Origin of the sequence: Raoultibacter timonensis (assembly GCF_022845715.1) — a bacterium.
In the GTDB taxonomy this organism is placed as follows: domain Bacteria; phylum Actinomycetota; class Coriobacteriia; order Coriobacteriales; family Eggerthellaceae; genus Raoultibacter; species Raoultibacter timonensis.
Genome location: NZ_AP025564.1, coordinates 1570878 through 1586494, shown reverse-complemented (window position 1 = coordinate 1586494; position 15617 = coordinate 1570878). Strand labels below are relative to the sequence as shown.

General features: G+C 61.6%; 18 protein-coding genes. 5 read left to right on the top strand and 13 right to left on the bottom strand.

Going from position 1 to position 15617, the window contains the following annotated elements:
* Positions 1 to 38: 38 nt before the first annotated feature.
* Positions 39 to 398, top strand: a complete 360-nt coding sequence (locus tag MWL89_RS06355) for a NifB/NifX family molybdenum-iron cluster-binding protein (RefSeq protein ID WP_102378489.1) — start codon at positions 39 to 41, stop codon at positions 396 to 398.
* 110 nt (positions 399 to 508) lie between these two features.
* Here the strand turns inward: MWL89_RS06355 and rplT are convergent, their stop codons facing one another.
* From rplT to MWL89_RS06335, 4 genes are all read right to left on the bottom strand, one after another.
* On the bottom strand, positions 509 to 862 hold the full coding sequence (rplT, locus tag MWL89_RS06350) for a 50S ribosomal protein L20 (protein ID WP_102375026.1): 354 nt from the start codon (positions 860 to 862) through the stop codon (positions 509 to 511).
* A gap of 22 nt (positions 863 to 884) precedes the next feature.
* The gene (rpmI, locus tag MWL89_RS06345; RefSeq protein ID WP_102378490.1) at positions 885 to 1082 is read right to left on the bottom strand and encodes a 50S ribosomal protein L35; all 198 of its coding nucleotides are present in this window, start codon (positions 1080 to 1082) and stop codon (positions 885 to 887) included.
* A complete protein-coding gene (gene infC, locus MWL89_RS06340; RefSeq protein WP_180995063.1) occupies positions 1082 to 1657 on the bottom strand; it encodes a translation initiation factor IF-3 in 576 nt (191 codons plus the stop codon). Before infC ends, rpmI begins: the two co-directional genes overlap by 1 nt.
* Positions 1658 to 1985: 328 nt before the next feature.
* Positions 1986 to 3383 (bottom strand): helix-turn-helix transcriptional regulator, encoded by a 1398-nt coding sequence (locus MWL89_RS06335; protein ID WP_244412220.1) that lies wholly within the window; start codon positions 3381 to 3383, stop codon positions 1986 to 1988.
* A 233-nt stretch (positions 3384 to 3616) separates the two neighbouring features.
* Here MWL89_RS06335 and MWL89_RS06330 point away from each other — a divergent pair, with 233 nt between their 5' ends.
* Positions 3617 to 5155 carry an FAD-dependent oxidoreductase gene (locus tag MWL89_RS06330; protein ID WP_244412218.1) on the top strand — a complete coding sequence of 513 codons (1539 nt, stop codon included), beginning with the start codon at positions 3617 to 3619 and terminating at the stop codon, positions 5153 to 5155.
* Between the two features lie 308 nt (positions 5156 to 5463).
* Here the strand turns inward: MWL89_RS06330 and MWL89_RS06325 are convergent, their stop codons facing one another.
* The 9 genes from MWL89_RS06325 to MWL89_RS06285 form a co-directional block, all read right to left on the bottom strand.
* Positions 5464 to 5790: a VOC family protein gene (locus tag MWL89_RS06325; RefSeq protein ID WP_244412216.1), complete on the bottom strand. Its 327-nt coding sequence runs from the start codon at positions 5788 to 5790 to the stop codon at positions 5464 to 5466.
* Positions 5791 to 5836: 46 nt separating this feature from the next.
* Positions 5837 to 6679, bottom strand: coding sequence for a class II fructose-bisphosphate aldolase (locus MWL89_RS06320; protein WP_244412214.1), 843 nt, complete (start codon positions 6677 to 6679; stop codon positions 5837 to 5839).
* A 7-nt stretch (positions 6680 to 6686) separates the two neighbouring features.
* Complete coding sequence (locus tag MWL89_RS06315) at positions 6687 to 7685, bottom strand: dihydroxyacetone kinase subunit DhaK (RefSeq protein WP_102378495.1); 999 nt, start codon at positions 7683 to 7685, stop codon at positions 6687 to 6689.
* 96 nt (positions 7686 to 7781) lie between these two features.
* The gene (locus tag MWL89_RS06310) at positions 7782 to 8420 is read right to left on the bottom strand and encodes a DAK2 domain-containing protein (protein ID WP_244412212.1); all 639 of its coding nucleotides are present in this window, start codon (positions 8418 to 8420) and stop codon (positions 7782 to 7784) included.
* Between the two features lie 91 nt (positions 8421 to 8511).
* Positions 8512 to 9558: a histone-lysine N-methyltransferase gene (locus MWL89_RS06305; protein WP_244412210.1), complete on the bottom strand. Its 1047-nt coding sequence runs from the start codon at positions 9556 to 9558 to the stop codon at positions 8512 to 8514.
* Between the two features lie 64 nt (positions 9559 to 9622).
* Positions 9623 to 10003 (bottom strand): hypothetical protein, encoded by a 381-nt coding sequence (locus MWL89_RS06300; RefSeq protein WP_244412209.1) that lies wholly within the window; start codon positions 10001 to 10003, stop codon positions 9623 to 9625.
* Between the two features lie 38 nt (positions 10004 to 10041).
* Complete coding sequence (locus tag MWL89_RS06295; RefSeq protein ID WP_102378498.1) at positions 10042 to 10836, bottom strand: ABC transporter permease; 795 nt, start codon at positions 10834 to 10836, stop codon at positions 10042 to 10044.
* Positions 10833 to 11717, bottom strand: a complete 885-nt coding sequence (locus MWL89_RS06290; RefSeq protein ID WP_244412207.1) for an ABC transporter ATP-binding protein — start codon at positions 11715 to 11717, stop codon at positions 10833 to 10835. The genes MWL89_RS06295 and MWL89_RS06290 overlap by 4 nt, the downstream gene beginning before the upstream one ends.
* A 225-nt stretch (positions 11718 to 11942) precedes the next feature.
* Positions 11943 to 13328 (bottom strand): TrpB-like pyridoxal phosphate-dependent enzyme, encoded by a 1386-nt coding sequence (locus MWL89_RS06285; protein WP_244412205.1) that lies wholly within the window; start codon positions 13326 to 13328, stop codon positions 11943 to 11945.
* Positions 13329 to 13788: 460 nt separating this feature from the next.
* Here MWL89_RS06285 and MWL89_RS06280 point away from each other — a divergent pair, with 460 nt between their 5' ends.
* Genes MWL89_RS06280 through MWL89_RS06270 form a run of 3 tightly spaced genes read left to right on the top strand, consistent with a single transcriptional unit; the run spans position 13789 to position 15495 of the window.
* The gene (locus MWL89_RS06280; protein ID WP_244412204.1) at positions 13789 to 14418 is read left to right on the top strand and encodes a TetR/AcrR family transcriptional regulator; all 630 of its coding nucleotides are present in this window, start codon (positions 13789 to 13791) and stop codon (positions 14416 to 14418) included.
* Positions 14415 to 14963 (top strand): flavodoxin domain-containing protein, encoded by a 549-nt coding sequence (locus MWL89_RS06275; RefSeq protein WP_102378501.1) that lies wholly within the window; start codon positions 14415 to 14417, stop codon positions 14961 to 14963. The genes MWL89_RS06280 and MWL89_RS06275 overlap by 4 nt, the downstream gene beginning before the upstream one ends.
* A gap of 40 nt (positions 14964 to 15003) precedes the next feature.
* On the top strand, positions 15004 to 15495 hold the full coding sequence (locus MWL89_RS06270) for a hypothetical protein (RefSeq protein ID WP_244412202.1): 492 nt from the start codon (positions 15004 to 15006) through the stop codon (positions 15493 to 15495).
* The last annotated feature ends 122 nt before the right edge of the window (positions 15496 to 15617 follow it).

The following is a 15617-nucleotide window of genomic DNA, read 5'->3' as shown; positions in this document are numbered from 1 at the left end:
TATTGTAACCGTTACAAGGTTGCCAAGAAAGGAACGCCATGAGGATTGCGGTTGCAAGCGAGGGCCTTGACGTTTCCCCCTATTTCGAGCACTGCATCAGCTTCACCATATATACGATCGATTGCGGCATCATCGCGGAATGCCAGAACATGCCCAACCCCCGGCTGCAGTACGGCAGCCTCGCATCGCTGTTGGTGGAACTCGAGGTCGACGTGGTTATCGCCGGATGCATGGAGCGGGCATCGGCGCATGCCCTGACCGAAGCGAACATCGAGGTGGTTTTCGGAGTGGTCGGCACCGCGCGTGCCGCGACCGAAGCCTACCTCGCCAAAACGCTTATCAGCTCGGACGAGTGGTGCGATTACGACGAGGAAGCCCCCGACTACGCCGAAGCGTAAACCATCGAGGATATTCGACGAAGAGACCCCCGTTGCGGCAATCGGCAACGGGGGTCTCTTCATAAAAAACGCTCCCGGTGCGGGAGCGTTTCAAAAATGCAGGAACGGACCTACAGGGCCTTCTTGGCAACCTCGGTCACGGCGGCGAACGCAGCAGGATCGTTTACGGCCATATCGGCGAGCACCTTGCGGTCGAGCTGGACGCCGGCCTTCTTGAGGCCGTTCATCAGCACCGAGTAGGACAGGCCGTTGATGCGGGCCGCAGCGTTGATGCGGGTGATCCATAGACGGCGGATCTCGCGCTTCTTGTTGCGGCGATCGCGATACATGTACTGAAGCGAATGCTGCACCTGCTCCTTCGCGGCGCGGTAGGAGCGGGACTTGGCACCGTAATAACCCTTCGCGCGGTTGAGGACGGTACGGCGTTTCTTATGAGCGTTTACTGCACGCTTTACACGAGGCATTGTTCAAACCCTTCCTAATCGATTAGCGGAGCCCGAGGTTGCGGGACACGACCTTCTTGTCAGCCGCGGACACTTCGGTCTCGTGGCGGAAGTTGCGCTTGCGCTTCTGGCTCTTCTTCTCCAGAATGTGGTTGCGGCCCTGCTTGGAGCGCATGATCTTGCCGGAACCGGTAACGCGGAATCGCTTGGCGGTGCCGCGATGGGACTTCATCTTAGGCATTATTCGTCCTTTCCTTCTTCTTGCTTTTCTGCTTCCTTTTTCTTCTTAGCCGCTGCGGGCAAAGGCGCGATGAGCATATGCATGTTGCGGCCCTCCATCTTGGGCTGGTTCTCGATGACCGCTACATCCTTCAGATCATCCGCCAAACGCTCCAAAATCGTCAAACCCTGCTCGGGGTGGGCCATCTCGCGACCGCGGAACATAATGGTGATCTTCACCTTGTTGCCCGCATCCAAAAAGCGCAGCACGTGCTTCTTCTTGGTCGTGTAATCTCCCACATCGATCTTGGGGCGGAATTTCATTTCCTTCGTTTCGATCTTGCTCTGGTTCTTACGGGCCTGTTTTGCCTTGATGGCCTGATCGTACTTGAACTTCCCGTAATCCATGATGCGGCACACAGGCGGTTCCGCATTCGGAGCGATCTCGACGAGATCGTAGCCTTGCTCATCGGCGATCCGCTGAGCCTCGGAGACCGCATAGATCCCGAGCTGCTCACCGTCGTAGCCGATCAGACGGCACTCTCTGGCAGTTATTTCTTCGTTGAGCCGTGGCTCCTGAGCAGCTATCGCGCTCACCTCCTCTTTCTTGCGCTTTCGCGCAAACAAAAACCCGCTGGCACAGGCCGCGGGTTCGCATTCGATGTGCACCGCGTATTCGCGGTTTCTATCCAAGCAACCCATCAGCAGCCGAAGCGCCGAACCAGGTGGGGGTCTGAACCCCTCTTGAGTAAACAGCCTGCATAGTATAGCACGCTTAACGGTTTGTGCAAGAAATAATCACGACAAGCAACGGCAATGGAAATCGCGCAATCAAGCGGGACGGCGATGCAAACCACATTCCAAACCCGAACCCCACCCCACGCGCTCGAAACCCCGCGCCGAGACGGACGCGTTTCCGACCGCCTCACTCCCCTGCAAACAGCGCGTCGAAGTCTTTGCGCGAATGAACGCCGAACTTGTCGTAGATCCGGCTCGAATGAGCCCGCACGGCTCCGTTGGATATGAACAGCTCCTCGCTGATTTCAGTGGAGCTCTTTCCCATCACCAGCAATTGGAACACCGTCGTCTCGCGCGCCGACAGCCCCGCGCTTTCGGCGAGCCCCTCGAGTCGCTTGCGCTCGGACGACTCGCCCTCGGGCTGGAAGCGGGAGTAGTCGCTCCGGCCGCCCAGGAGGGGCGCGAACACCGCAATGCCCACGGCAAGCGTTGCAAGGATGGTCACCGTAACGAGGACCCCCCTGTTCCACGACATGTTCAGGCGCATGAGCACGATCGCAAGGTCGGCGGCGACGAGCGCGATGATCCTGATGCACGATCCCGGCAGCATCGCCGACGTCCTGCTGCGGTACGCGTTCGAACAGACCATCGTATACACCAAAAGGTCGAACGTCGAGTACGCGGCGCTCACCATCACCTGGGAAAACGAGAGAGAAATGCCGAGGAACTCCACGCCGATGAGCCCGACGGTCATGAGCGGGAGCGCGATGGCGTAGAGGATCGTACGATCGAATCGATCGCCCATCTTGAACGCGAGGACCAGGATGACGAGAGAGGGCACGAGGTTGCCAACCCCCGTCTCGTGCGTCGAATGGGAAAGCTGCGTTGCGCTGCCGCCCACCCCGTAGGCGAACGCGAAGACGAATACGAACAGAAACAGCATGCCGTAGCCCGAAAGGCCCCGTGCGCCGAACCCCTCGCGAGGCCGTTCCTCCACGATGGATATCTTGCTGAAGCAAAACGACACCTGGATAAACGACAGACCCGCCAGGCAGATGATGACAATCGTGCTCAGAAGCTCATCGACCCCCGTAATGATCGGCAACAGCACGAACCGCGCCGCAAAGGAGATCGCAAAAACCTGAATCACCTTCACGGGCGGAAGGCTTCCGCAGAATTCTATCCATTGCCCGAACAGCATCCCCGCGCCGCCCCCGATCAGAACGAGGCTCGAGAGGACCGCGGCATTCCCAAGGTCGAGCCCCAGCACGACCGCGAGCGGCACCATGCACCCGGCCACGATAAGCGCGCTCGGCAAAACCAGCAACACCCCGCTTCTGCGATACCGGTCGAAGCGGTAGCACAGAATCAGATAGACGCTTAAGCCGACGACCTTGCCGACGTCGACAAGCAGAAAGAAAAAGTCGCCGACGAACAGCGGGGCAACGCCCACCTGGGTCACCGTCGCGTTGAACCACAGAGGCCATTCGTGAGCGCACCGATATATGCCCATGCCGATCCCCGCATAGAAAATGAGCGCGTTCTTCCGAAAGAACGCAAACAGCTTCCCGAGGCTTTCGTTCACCGACACTACCTCCAAAAAAAACGCCCGGCTACGCATGCACGATGCACGGATGATACCCGTTTTAAACATCGCGCACAACGTTTAAACACGTTTAAACGTCCGTGCGCAACCGCTCGGCTGTAGGGTGTGTGCTCGGTTCGAAACCATCCGATGCAGACGAGCGCATGCCCCTCGCGTCGCCGCGTCGGATGGCCGAACGGCAGTAACGAAACCTCTGTTGGAAGGGAAGCATCATGAGCATTTCGAAATCAGGTCGATTGGATCGGCGCGGTTTTCTCAAAGGAGCAGCCGTCGGGGCGGCGGGACTGGCAGCCTTCGGGCTTGCCGGCTGCGCACCCGAGGCGCAAGGCGAAGCGGGTGGACAAGCCGCAGGCGCGCCCGAATCATGGGATCGCGAGGTCGACGTCATCGTTGTCGGAAGCGGAGGCTCGGGCCTGTCTGCGGCCATCGAGGCCGCAGGAGCCGGAGCAAACACCCTCGTGCTCGAAAAGGGCGGCGTAGTCGGCGGCACGACGGCCCTTTCGGCCGGCATCACGCAGGCTGCAGGAACCGAGTATCAGAAGAAGTTCACCGAATATCAGGACGATACTCCTGAAAACCACTTCAAGTGGTACATGGCCCTCGGCGAAGAATGGGTCGATGAAGAACTCGTCAAAGACCTGGCCTACGGCTGCCCCGAAGTGATCCGCTGGTACGTGGAGGACCTCGGCCTCACGATCGGCGACTTCTCGGGTCAATCGCACGTACCCTACGCCGACGAATACTACGCGGTACGCATCCACCGCCCCGACGGCGAAGGTGCAGCCCTCATCGCCGCCATGAAAGCGAAAGCCGAGGAGAACGGCGCCGCAATCGAAACGAACATCGAGGTGACCCGCCTCATCATCGACGCCGAGGGAGCCGTCATCGGCGTCGAAGCCGAAACGAAGAAGGGCACCGAGACCGTAAAGGCCAACAAGGGCGTGGTCGTCGCCACGAGCAACATCGACCACAACACCGAAATGGCCCGCCAGTTCTGCCCGCAACAGGTATGGGCGATGGAGCTTGCCGACTGCCTGAGCGCGCCCACCAACACCGGCGACGGCATCCGTATGGGCATGGAGATCGGCGCCGACATCCGCAACCTCGGCAGCGGCATGGACGCCATCCTCGACCTGAAGCTCACATCGGGAAAAGACGTATGGGGGCTCATCTTCGTCAACAAAGCGGGCATGCGCTACGTGTGCGAAGACGCGCATTACGCCTACAAGACGCGTATGCAGTTCCAGATGGAACGTTCGACGGGACATCCCTGCTACGCCGTGTGGGCGCAGAGCAACCTTGAGAACTGCCGCGCATGGGATGCAACCACCATCGACGAGGCAGTAGCCGACGGCACCGTCATCGCCGCCGCCTCGATCGAAGAGCTGGCAGCCGAAATCGGCGTCGATGCGGCGGGACTCGCCAACACCATCCAGTACTGGAACGACACGGTGGTGCCCGCCGGCGAAGACACCCAGTACGGACGCATCAGCGGCTTCGAGCGCATCGAAGGCGCAACCTACTACGCCAATCGCATGCGGCCCGAGATCATGGGTCCGTGCGGCGGCCTCAAGATCGACGTCGAAGCGCACGTGCTGCGCCCCGACGGCTCGCAGATCCCGCACCTGTTCGCTGCGGGCCTGTGCACGGGCGGCTGGGTTGGGCCGTTCTATCCCGGCTCGGGTACCGCCATGGCCGCCAACGCCCACTTCGGAAGAAAGGCCGGAAAGAACGCTGCGGAGATGGCGTAGGCTGATCGGACGCGTCGGTGCGCAGGTCCCGTACCGATTTCGCTCGGGTAAACGAACCCGGGATCGACGAACCCAAATTCGTGGCAGAAAACACGCCAGATTCGTCACTGCGGGACACCAGGCGGACCCCGGATAAACGATCCGCAGCAAAACGACCGCATTTCCCCAGATGAGCGACACGCTAAACCATGCGCTTCCCTCAGGCGGTCTGCGGCGCGACGAAAACCTTCCGTTTTCCGTCATTTGAGAGAGCGTTCACCGCAAGCGGGGCCCCGATCGGGACCCGCCGCACGTTTGGCATATGCGTATCAGTTCTTGTCCTCGTACAGCTCGATCACGGCACCGTCCTTCTCGACGAACGCGAGGCGCACGCCCGGGCCCGCATCCATCGGGCCGCAGATGATGCGGTCGGCATCGTCGGCGTAATGGTCGAGGTCGTCAACCGCAAAGGCCACGTGCCAGCGGCGGTGCAGCTCCTCGGGAAACGGCGTGCCCTCCTCGAACTTGAGGTACTCGACCTTGTAATCGTAGTCGTCCACGTTGGACACCCAGAACTTCATGTCCTCGTTGTAGGTCATATTCGGCTTCTTCTCGGTGATCGGAATACCGATGTGCATGTAGGTTGCAGTTGGCATATCGCCCTCGCTTTCCAGGCGCCGCCCGACAAGCGGCACCTCGTCGTCACTTCATCGAGAACAGCTCCATGGCCGCCTCGGCGTCGGCCTGCATGGCCTCGGTCGCCGCATGGGCGAGCGTATGGAAGCACTTGGGGTGCTCTTCGGCCAAAACCTTTTCGACGCCGCGCACGCCCGCGTTGCTCATGTAGCTGAAATAGTTGATCTTGCGTATGCCGCACGCGATGGCGCGGCGCGTATCCTCGGCTGAAAGGCCCGATCCCCCGTGCATGACGAGCGGCACGCCCAAGCGGCGCTTCAGCTCGGCGATGCGGTCGAAATCGAGCTTCGGCTCGACCTTGTAGAAGCCGTGCACGGTGCCCACCGAAGCGGCGAGCGCATCGATGCCCGTCTCGCGCACGAAGCGCTCCGCGTCGTCGGGGTCGGTGTAGACGTTCTCGCGCGTATCGTCGGAGTTCTCCAGACCCTCGTGCCCCGTCGTGAACCCTATCTCGGCTTCAACATGAATGCCGCGGCCGTGGCAGAGTTCGACGACCTGGCGCGTCACCCGTACGTTCTCGGCGAACGGATCGGTGCTCCCGTCGTACATAATGGCCGTGAATCCGATTCCGACGGCGCGCTTCACGTATTCGAGGTCCTCGCCGTGGTCGAGCATGACGCATACGGGAACGCTCGCCTTTTCGGCGCGCATCACCATGATGGGTCCGATGAGCTCGATCGGCGTCTCCTTTTCATGGAGCTGGGCGTGCTGGATGATCACCGGCTCGCCCCGTTTCTCGGCGGCGCCGATGGCGGCCAAGAGCAGTTCGAGGTTCGGCGTGTCGAACGCGGCGGCCGCGCAGCCTTCGCGCTCGGCCCAATCGAGGACCTCCTTCATCGTTGCGAGCATGGCGACCCTACTTCTTCAGGTACGGCGTGTTGCACGGGGCGTTCCACAAGCGCAGAAGCTCGTCGTCCATGCGGGCCATGAACATCTGGAAGCCCGCCTGCTCCTGCACGGTGAGCATCTCGCCGACGAAATTGGCAACGACCTCGATGTTCTTCTTGGCAAGCTCCTTCACGGCAGCGCGGTACACGATGAGCTGCTCCATGAGCGTAGTCGCCCCCGACCCGTTGATGATGAGCATGACCTTCTCGCCGTCTTCGATGCCGATGTCGGCTACGAGCGCATTCACCATGATGGCAGCCGTCTCGTCGGCCGACTTCATGGGTTGACGGCCACCGCCCTCTTCGCCGTGCTGGCCCATGCCGATCTCCATCTCGTCATCGCCGAGGTCGGCCAGAAGCGTCCCCGTCTGCGGATGGGTCGCACCGCGCACGGCAACCGCGAGCGTGGCCATGTTGTCGGCGAAGCGCTGGGCGATGGCGGCAACCTCTTCGAGGCTCTTGCCCTCGGCGGCGGCGGCCCCGGCGATCTTGTAGGTGGGAATGCACCCCACGAGTCCGCGGCGGTCGTCGGCGTTCTCGCGCGGCGCGTTGGACACATCCTCCTGCGTAACGACCTTCACGGCGTTGAGTCCGAGCTTCTTGACCTGCTTCATGGTCATGTTGCCCGTGAGCATGTCGCCCGCATGGTTGAGCACGATGTAGAGCACGCCTTTGCCTTTGTCGGCAAGTTTGATGGCGTCGACGCACGCCTGGGGTCCGGGAGCGGCGAACACGTCGCCTACGACGTCGATATCGACCATACCCTCGCCCACGAAACCCTCGATGGCGGGCTCATGTCCGCTGCCGCCCTGCGTGACGATGGTCACGCGGTCGGCGCTGCCGAGCAACTTGTTGATGACCATGTTCTGCTCGCCGAGCTCGAGGATGTCGGGGTTGGCCATGGCCAGTCCCTCGAGCAGCTCGGACGTGAGGTTGTCGGGATCGTTGATGAACTTCTTCATCTTCATGATGCTCCTCCTTCGTGCGGATACTTTTTGCGGACCTGTAGGCCCGAATAAGAACCTGCCGCCCAAGCGGGCGGCAGGTTGATGCCAACGAAAGCGTTATTGCGACTGCTGGGCTTTCACGTAGCCCTCGTGCAAGCCGCGGATAAAGAGCGACGTCGAAACCGCGCCCGCATCGGGCGTGCCGATGGTTTCCTCCTTGTAGCTTTTGGCGCGACCGAATTTCGAAGGATAGCGCTCGGAATCCCGCGCACCGCCGGCGGCGGCATCGTCGGCGGCTTCGAGAATGGCCTCGATGTCGTCGGCGGCTTCGGCTGCGGCTTCGCAGGCGGGGATGAGCGCGTCCATCATGGTCTTATCGCCCACCTGGGCCGTCGTGATGTCCTGCATTTCGGTTAGGCAGCCGGAGAACATGCGCTTCACCGCATCGGGGCCAAGTTCGTCCTCATCGTCGTCAAGCTCGAAACCAAGGCCGCCGATGAGCGTTCCGTAGAGCGGTCCGGCCGATCCTCCCCTCACCTCCATCGCCTTGCATCCGAGGGTGTCGAGGAACTCGCCGATGGGCTCGTCGTCCCATGCGGCCACCTCCCGTTCGATCAGCTTGGAGATCTTCGCCATGGTGATACCGTGATCGCCGTCCCCGAATTTCGAATCGATCTCGCTCAGAAGATCGCTTTCGGAATCGAGCAGCCCGGCGCTTTCCAACAGCATGGCCGACAACGTGCGCTTGTCTATCAACGCGAACCTCCTGTATGCAGCGCTACCAGATATCAACGAACTCTACCACGCACCGTTATGCGAGGTCAATCAGCAATACAAGGTGTTTCGGCTAAGCTGGTTCGCCCTCGCCCTCGCCTTCGGCTTCGGTTGCCTCGGGTTCTTCGGCTTCGGCCCCAGGGGTTTCCAAGTATAGGTAGATCTGCCTGATCGTATCGGCGAGGTTGCCCGACGCGTTCGCAAGCTTGTAGTCGTACACGAGCACGGCCGACCAGTTGTATTCGGTACCGTCGAGCTCGACGGTACCCGAGAACGAGCACTTCTCCTGCACGAGCGTCGTGCCGTCAGACGCGTAGGTCGAGTAATCGGCCTTGTCTTCCGGAAGCTCCACCGTACCCGCTTCAACTTTGATCCCCGCCTCGCCGAGCGTCTTCTCCACAATGTTCTCGTTCTTCACCGCATCGGCAAAGCTCAGCGTACCGAACCCGAGGGCGGACATCGCCGCAGAGTAACCGGACATCACGACCGCATCGTCCTCGTCGAGGCCGAGATACACCGTCGGCGTTCCCAAGCGGGAGTCGGCCGGCTCGTCGGTGAGCGCCACGGTAAGCGAGCGCTTCATGGGATTGCCCTCTTCGTTGACCTGCCGCTCGCTCGACACGGTGGCACCGCGCTTGAGCGCATCGACCGCTTCGTCTTCGGTCATGCCCATCAGCTGCGCGAGATCGGGCACTTCGGTCGTTTTAGCGGTAGCCGTCGAAGCGTCCTGCGCCTCGCTTCCCTGCAGCGCATCGACTTCCTGATCGCTTTGCTGCTGAGCCTGCTGCGTTGCCAGATTCTGGCTTTCCTGGAACAGCATCCACGTAAAGTAGCCGAGCGCGCCGATCAGGGCGATGAGCAGAATCACGACGACGATGAGAAGCCGGCGCATGCGCCGCGACTTCTTCTGCTGGGCGGAAAGCTCGGGTCTGTCGGCTCGATCGCCGTGCCGGCCGCGCTTGCCCGTTTGCTCGGCAACCACCATGCCCGCCTGGGCGGATCGCTCGTCGTCGAACAGCAAAGGAGCTACGACCTCGGGTTCGAGGCTCTCGACCGCATCGGGGTATTCATCTTCGAGAAATTCTTCAGTGCGTTTGTCGGTTCGTGCATGTTTTGGCATCGTGTAAACCTTCCTGGCAATCTGCGCTCGAAGCGCATGAGAAGCAGCGCTATTTTACCGCAAATCAGCGGAAGAACAGATAGTAGACGACGAAACCAACGATAAGAAGAAACACGCAGGCGATAACGATCTTCTGCATTTTCGACATGGGCTCGACGCTGTCGAGGTCTTCCTGTGTGGTCTCGCGATACCGAGGCTGGGACGAGCGGGGCTTGCGAGCAGCTTCCGCAGGCCTTTCCTCGACGTCTGCGACCGCTGCGCGTTCGACGGCGGCGTCGGCATCGTCTTCCCTCCCGTCGGAAACGACAACGGCGCCCTGCTCTCGCTCGCGCGCAGGCTCGAGGTCGCTTCCCGCAGCTTGACGGGAAACGCCTGTCTGGATGACGACCTCTTCATCACCGTCGGCATTCACCGATATGAGAGAGTATGTTTGATCCCGATCCATAAGCACCCTTTCGTGTTTAGAGCGATTATAGATTGATTCTATTCCCGGATGCCCTTGTCCAAATAATATCCATCGGCTGCAAAACGCTTGCGGTACGTGAGAAAACATGCCATGACGATAGCGATGGTGTTGGCGGCGGAAAGCATGAGCATAACGACGATCTGGTATTTCGCCGCCGCAAGAGGATCGGCCCCCGCAAGCAGCTGGCCGCTCATCATACCGGGGATCGTCACGATGCCCGCTGCCGACATGGTGGCGAGCACCGGCGTCATGCCCGCCGCAATCGCGGCTTTGATGGACGGGAAGGCGGCCTCGCGGGCAGTCGCTCCAAGCGCCACGAGCGTGAACATCTCGTCTGAGCGGGAATCAAGATCGGAGAACAGGCGGTCGATCGCAACGGCGATGGCCGACATGGCGTTTCCGATGATCATTCCCGCTATGGGCACGAGCTGGCGCGCGTTGTACCACGGGTCGGCGTGGATCACGCCCTCGACCACGATAAGCCCCACGGCGACCGATGAGACGAAAAGCGACACGAACACTGCGGGGATCAACCCTTTGACCTCGCTTTTTACTCGCGATGTTGCGATTTGAGTTGCAGCGGAGATCATGAATACGAGAGCGAGCAGTACAAGCCACCACGTCTGCCATGCAAAGAGGTACTCGAGCACGAACCCCGCAGCCAAAAGCTGAACGAAGCAACGCACGACCGATACCGCGATGCGCCGCGTCTGCCCCAGCTCGAGCTTGTACGACACGATGCCCGCAACGAGCATGAGGGCACTCGCCGCGAAGAGCTCGACGTAGCCTATGTCGACGACCCCCGCGCTCACCGGAGCCCCCCTTCCCGCCCTGCCGCTACCGGCGCAGATTGCCGAGCGGATCCCGTACGACCGGGAGCCGAACCACCGATCGCGGCTTGCGAGGGGTTTTCACGGTAAGAGAGCGCGCCGTCTTTGAGCTCGAACGTGCCGGCAGCGAACCCGTCGGCCGCCCGATGCCTGATGCGCAAACACGTCATGTTCTCGCCCACGAGCAGTCTGGTCAGCCGCCCGATCGCTCGCGCCGAATCGGGATCGAGCGCCGCATCGACTTCGTCGAGCAAGAGCACAGGGGGCTTGGTTGCGAATGCTCGCAGCAGGGCGACCCTGGCAAGCTGGCCTCCCGAAAGCTGCGAAACATCGCGACCGAGTTCGACATCCCCCAAGGCAGCCCGATCGAGCAGGTTCGCAAGCTCGCTATCGGAAGGCGGCCGCTCTCCTGCATGCACTTTCAATGTCCAGGGAAGCACGAGGTTATCGCGTACGGTTCCCGAAACGAGCGACGGCTTTTGGGGAACAAGGCAAACCTGCCTGCGCCACTTCGTCAAGGCGACGGCATCGCTTGGCGCGCCGTTGAGGTACAGAGCGCCGCCGTCGCGCTCGATCATGCGCGCGCATGCGCGTAAAAGCGTCGATTTACCCGATCCCGACGGTCCCACAAGATCGTAGACGGCAGCCTCCTCGAGCGAGAGCGCCGCATTCTCGAAAAGCACCGCGCGTTCGCCTGCGCGGGAAAACGACACGGTAAGACCCTCTGCGCGAAACAGCGTCATCGTTATTTCTGCCGCCTGTTCCACCACCATGCGCCGATAAGCAGCGCGCAGAACACGATATCGGCAAACATCGCCGTCGATGCCGCCATGGCTGCCTCCTTCGATCGACTTCGCTTCCACTTCTGTCAGTATAGCGGCATTGCCGAAGGGATCATAGCGCGCAGGCGGGCGGTTGCCCGCGCGTCACCGAAGCGGCCGAATGAGGGCCGTCGCCGCGAGCGGACCCCGCACGACGAAAAGCCGCGCAACGCGAGCGCCCGAGGCCACCCGAACGATAGCGGCGGCCGTTTTTAAAACGGCCGCCGCGCGCCGCGCAACCGCCCAGATCGGGGTGGCTGCGCAGCCCTACTGCAATCCGGGAATGCTCGGGATGGTGGCGAATCCCACCTCGAGCTCCTCGTCGGTGGGAATATGGTCGGTCATGTGGCCGCGGTTGTACGCGTCGTAGGCGACCATGTCGAAGTAACCCGTGCCCGTGAGGCCGAACAGTATCGTCTTCTCCTCGCCCGTCTCGGCGCAGCGCTTCGCCTCTTCCATGGCCTGGAAGATCGCGTGCGCGCTCTCCGGTGCGGGCAGGATCGTCTCGAGCCGCGCGAACTCGACGGCGGCGGCGAAGATGTCGGTCTGCTTGACCGCCACGGCTTCGAGGTAGCCGTCTGCTTTAAGCTTGGATACGATCGGGCTCATGCCGTGGTAGCGCAGGCCCCCCGCATGGTCGGGGCTCGGCAGGAAGCCGCTTCCGAGCGTGTACATCTTGGCGAGCGGGCACGTTTGGCCTGTGTCGGCGAAGTCGTAGGCGTAGCGGCCGCGCGTGAGCGAGGGGCAGCTCGCGGGCTCGACGGCGACGAAGCGCGTGTCGGGCCTGACCCCCTTGAGCTTGTCGCGCATGAACGGCGCGATAAGGCCGCCGAGGTTCGAGCCGCCGCCCGCACAGCCGATCACGATGTCGGGGTATTCGCCCAGTTCCTTAAACGCCTCGTAGGATTCGAGGCCGATGATGCTCTGGTGCAGAACCACCTGGTTGAGCACCGATCCGAGCGTATAGCGCCCCTTGTTCTCGGGGATGTTGAGCGCTCGCTCGACCGCCTCGGAGATAGCCGTGCCGAGCGACCCGGACGAATCGGGGTGCTCCGCGAGCATTTTGCGGCCGATCTCGGTCGTGTCGGAGGGCGAGGGCGTCACGTTGGCATTGAACGTCTCCATGATGTTGCGCCGGAAGGGCTTCTGCTCGTAGGAGCACTTCACCATGAACACGTCGAGGTCGAGGCCGAAGTGGTCGGCGGCTTCGGCGAGCGCCGTGCCCCACTGCCCCGCCCCGGTCTCGGTCGTGATGCCCTCGAGCTCCTGAGCCTTGGCGTAGTAGGCCTGCGCGATGGCCGAATTGAGCTTGTGCGAGCCGCTCGTGTTGTTGCCCTCGAACTTGTAGTATATCCTCGCCGGGGTGCCGAGCGCCTGTTCGAGGTTGTATGCGCGGCACAGCGGCGAGGGTCGGTATATCTTGTACATCTCGCGTACCGGCTCGGGTATATCGAACTGCGCGGTAACGTCGTCGAGCTCCTGGGCCACGAGCTCGTCGCAGAAGACGGGTGCGATATCCTCGGGTTTGGCGACGGCCCCGTTGGGCAGACGCATCGGCTCGGGCGGCTCGGGCATGTCGGCGCGCAGGTTGTACCACTGCGTCGGGATCTGATCTTCTTTGAGGTACAGACGATGCGGTACTGCGTTTTCCATGACGGATCCTTTCCTCTTTGCTGCTTGGCTGTTGCATACCTGCGCTTCGGTTTCGCCCTTGCGTGCCCGCCCGCCTGCTTTGGTCTTTCGAGTCCGGCTTCGGCTTTCGGGCAACAAAAAAGCTCCCGGATCACCGAGAGCTCTCAAATTTTGTGTAAGCGAGAACAGAAGCTGTCGATAACCCGAATTATTGCTTTCCTGTCCACCACCAAGCGCAGCTCATCGACGCGCCCTGCGCGTTTGCGATGATGCGGTTGCCGTTGATCGTGTACATGAAAACCTTTCGTTCGGGTTGGTGGCTAGTATACCCGTCTTTGCGCGATGCGCAACCCCGAATCGCGCAAAGCCGTGCAAATTCGCCGCCGCGCGACGCTTTACAAAACTAGCGACTACTAGTATTCTTACTAGCGAACGCTAGTTTATTGAACGAATCGTACGCAGTGTCAGAGAAAGGACGCCCATGCCCAAAGAACGTTCCCGCGATACGAAGGCGGCGATCCTCGACGAGGCGATGCGGCTGTTTTCCGAACAGGGGTTCCGCGCGACGACCGTACGGGACATCGCCTCGGCCGTCGGCATCAAGGACGCATCTCTTTACAACCACTACCCCAGCAAGCAGGCGATGTTCGACGCTATCGTGGAGCAGGCTCTCGATACCATGAAGGAGGGCTTTTACCGCCGCGGTGCGCTGTTTCTCACGACCGACGATGCCAGCATATACGGCGATATCCCCTTCTCCGCACTGCGCGACAAGATCACGGGCACCTTCGAGTACCTCTTCTGCGACCCCTATGTGGTTCGGCTCCGCAAGCTCCTCGTGATCAACCAGTTCGAAAACGAGCGGGCAACCTATGTCTACCGCCTCATCTTCGCCGAGCAGCCCCTCAGGCTTCAGGAAACCGTATTCTCGCACCTGATGAAATCGGGCGAGTTCGAACAGGGCGATGCGCGCCTGTTCGCACTGGAGTTCTACGGCCCGCTGTTCCTCATGATGCATGCCGGCACTCCTTGGTCCGAAGCCCAGCCCGTTCTCGAGACGCACCTCGAATCGTTCTACCTCGCCCACGCAACCGTAAAGGAGCTCCCATGAACCCCGTCGTCGTCTACTGCTCGCAGACCGGCCACACGAAACGCTACGCCCATTGGATCGCCGACGAGCTCGGCTGCGAAGCCGTCGCATACAGCGATCGGAGCGGCCTCGATCTAACGCACGTCGATACGGTGATCTTCGGCAGTTGGTTTCACGCGGCATCCGTTCCCGGATCGAAATGGCTCAAGCAGCAGATAGCCGCCCATCCCGGTAAGCGCTTCGTGCTGTTTGCCACCGGGGCGAGCCCGATGCCCGAACAAGGAGGATCGGCCGAGGAGATCGAAGAGGCCGTCCGCCGCACGTTTCCCGAAAGCGAGTTTCCCACCCTTCCCTGGTTCTATCTGCGCGGGGGATTCGCGATGGACAAACTCGGCGCGGTCGACCGCACGATGATGAAGCTGTTCTTCAAGCGCACGGGGAAGCTCGCCGAGAGCGACCCGAAGGCGGCCGAGATGGACAAGGCCATGCGCGAGGGATTCGACGGGACCGACCGCACCCTCCTCGAACCGCTGATCGCCTGCGTCCGCAGCCTCGAAGCCCAGTAAACCGCATAACCCGAGCAAACTTCCGAGAAGCGGAGGAACCATGGAGAAAACCCGTCCGACGAAATGCGGCGAGGCGAGCATCCGCGGCAACGCTTCGCACCGCAAGCAGCCCGAAGCCGACGGCACACCGCATTCCAAAGCCGAAACGGCCGTGCGCATCATCTGCGCGCTGAACGGCCTGTGCGCCGTCGCCTTCGGGGCGATCATGATGATAGCGGCAAACGATGCGCCGATGGGCCTTTCGGAACTCGTGCCGCTTATCCAGACGATGCCGCTTCCCGCCTTTATGACCGAAAACCTCTTCTGGCCGGGGCTCGCCCTTCTGCTCGTGAACGGCGTGGCCAACCTCGTCGCCACCGCACTGTTCTTCAGCCGCCCTAGCGCGGCGCGAAGATGGGCGCTCGCCGCGGGTGCCCTCCTCATCTGCTGGTGCGCGTTCGAGATGCTCTACTTCCCGAACGCCGCCTCGATCATCTACCTGATCGTCGGTCTCGCACAGACCGCGCTCTCGATCGGGCTCGTGCGCCGCTGAGCCGGGGCCGATACGGCACCGGTGCGTCCTGCGACGGCTCGGCACTCCGAAGCTCCAACGGGCGCGCGGCAACGGTGGGGCAGCAACGGATCCGCCGCAATCGGGCTCAAAATGCCGGGTTG

Coding starts and splice junctions, on each gene's coding strand:
- MWL89_RS06355 (WP_102378489.1), top strand. CDS start 39: ATGAGGATTGCGGTTGCAAGCGAGGGCCTTGACGTTTCCCCCTATTTC.
- rplT (WP_102375026.1), bottom strand. CDS start 862: ATGCCTCGTGTAAAGCGTGCAGTAAACGCTCATAAGAAACGCCGTACC.
- rpmI (WP_102378490.1), bottom strand. CDS start 1,082: ATGCCTAAGATGAAGTCCCATCGCGGCACCGCCAAGCGATTCCGCGTT.
- MWL89_RS06330 (WP_244412218.1), top strand. CDS start 3,617: ATGAGCATTTCGAAATCAGGTCGATTGGATCGGCGCGGTTTTCTCAAA.
- MWL89_RS06325 (WP_244412216.1), bottom strand. CDS start 5,790: ATGCCAACTGCAACCTACATGCACATCGGTATTCCGATCACCGAGAAG.
- MWL89_RS06320 (WP_244412214.1), bottom strand. CDS start 6,679: ATGCTCGCAACGATGAAGGAGGTCCTCGATTGGGCCGAGCGCGAAGGC.
- MWL89_RS06315 (WP_102378495.1), bottom strand. CDS start 7,685: ATGAAGATGAAGAAGTTCATCAACGATCCCGACAACCTCACGTCCGAG.
- MWL89_RS06305 (WP_244412210.1), bottom strand. CDS start 9,558: ATGCCAAAACATGCACGAACCGACAAACGCACTGAAGAATTTCTCGAA.
- MWL89_RS06300 (WP_244412209.1), bottom strand. CDS start 10,003: ATGGATCGGGATCAAACATACTCTCTCATATCGGTGAATGCCGACGGT.
- MWL89_RS06285 (WP_244412205.1), bottom strand. CDS start 13,328: ATGGAAAACGCAGTACCGCATCGTCTGTACCTCAAAGAAGATCAGATC.
- MWL89_RS06280 (WP_244412204.1), top strand. CDS start 13,789: ATGCCCAAAGAACGTTCCCGCGATACGAAGGCGGCGATCCTCGACGAG.
- MWL89_RS06275 (WP_102378501.1), top strand. CDS start 14,415: ATGAACCCCGTCGTCGTCTACTGCTCGCAGACCGGCCACACGAAACGC.
- MWL89_RS06270 (WP_244412202.1), top strand. CDS start 15,004: ATGGAGAAAACCCGTCCGACGAAATGCGGCGAGGCGAGCATCCGCGGC.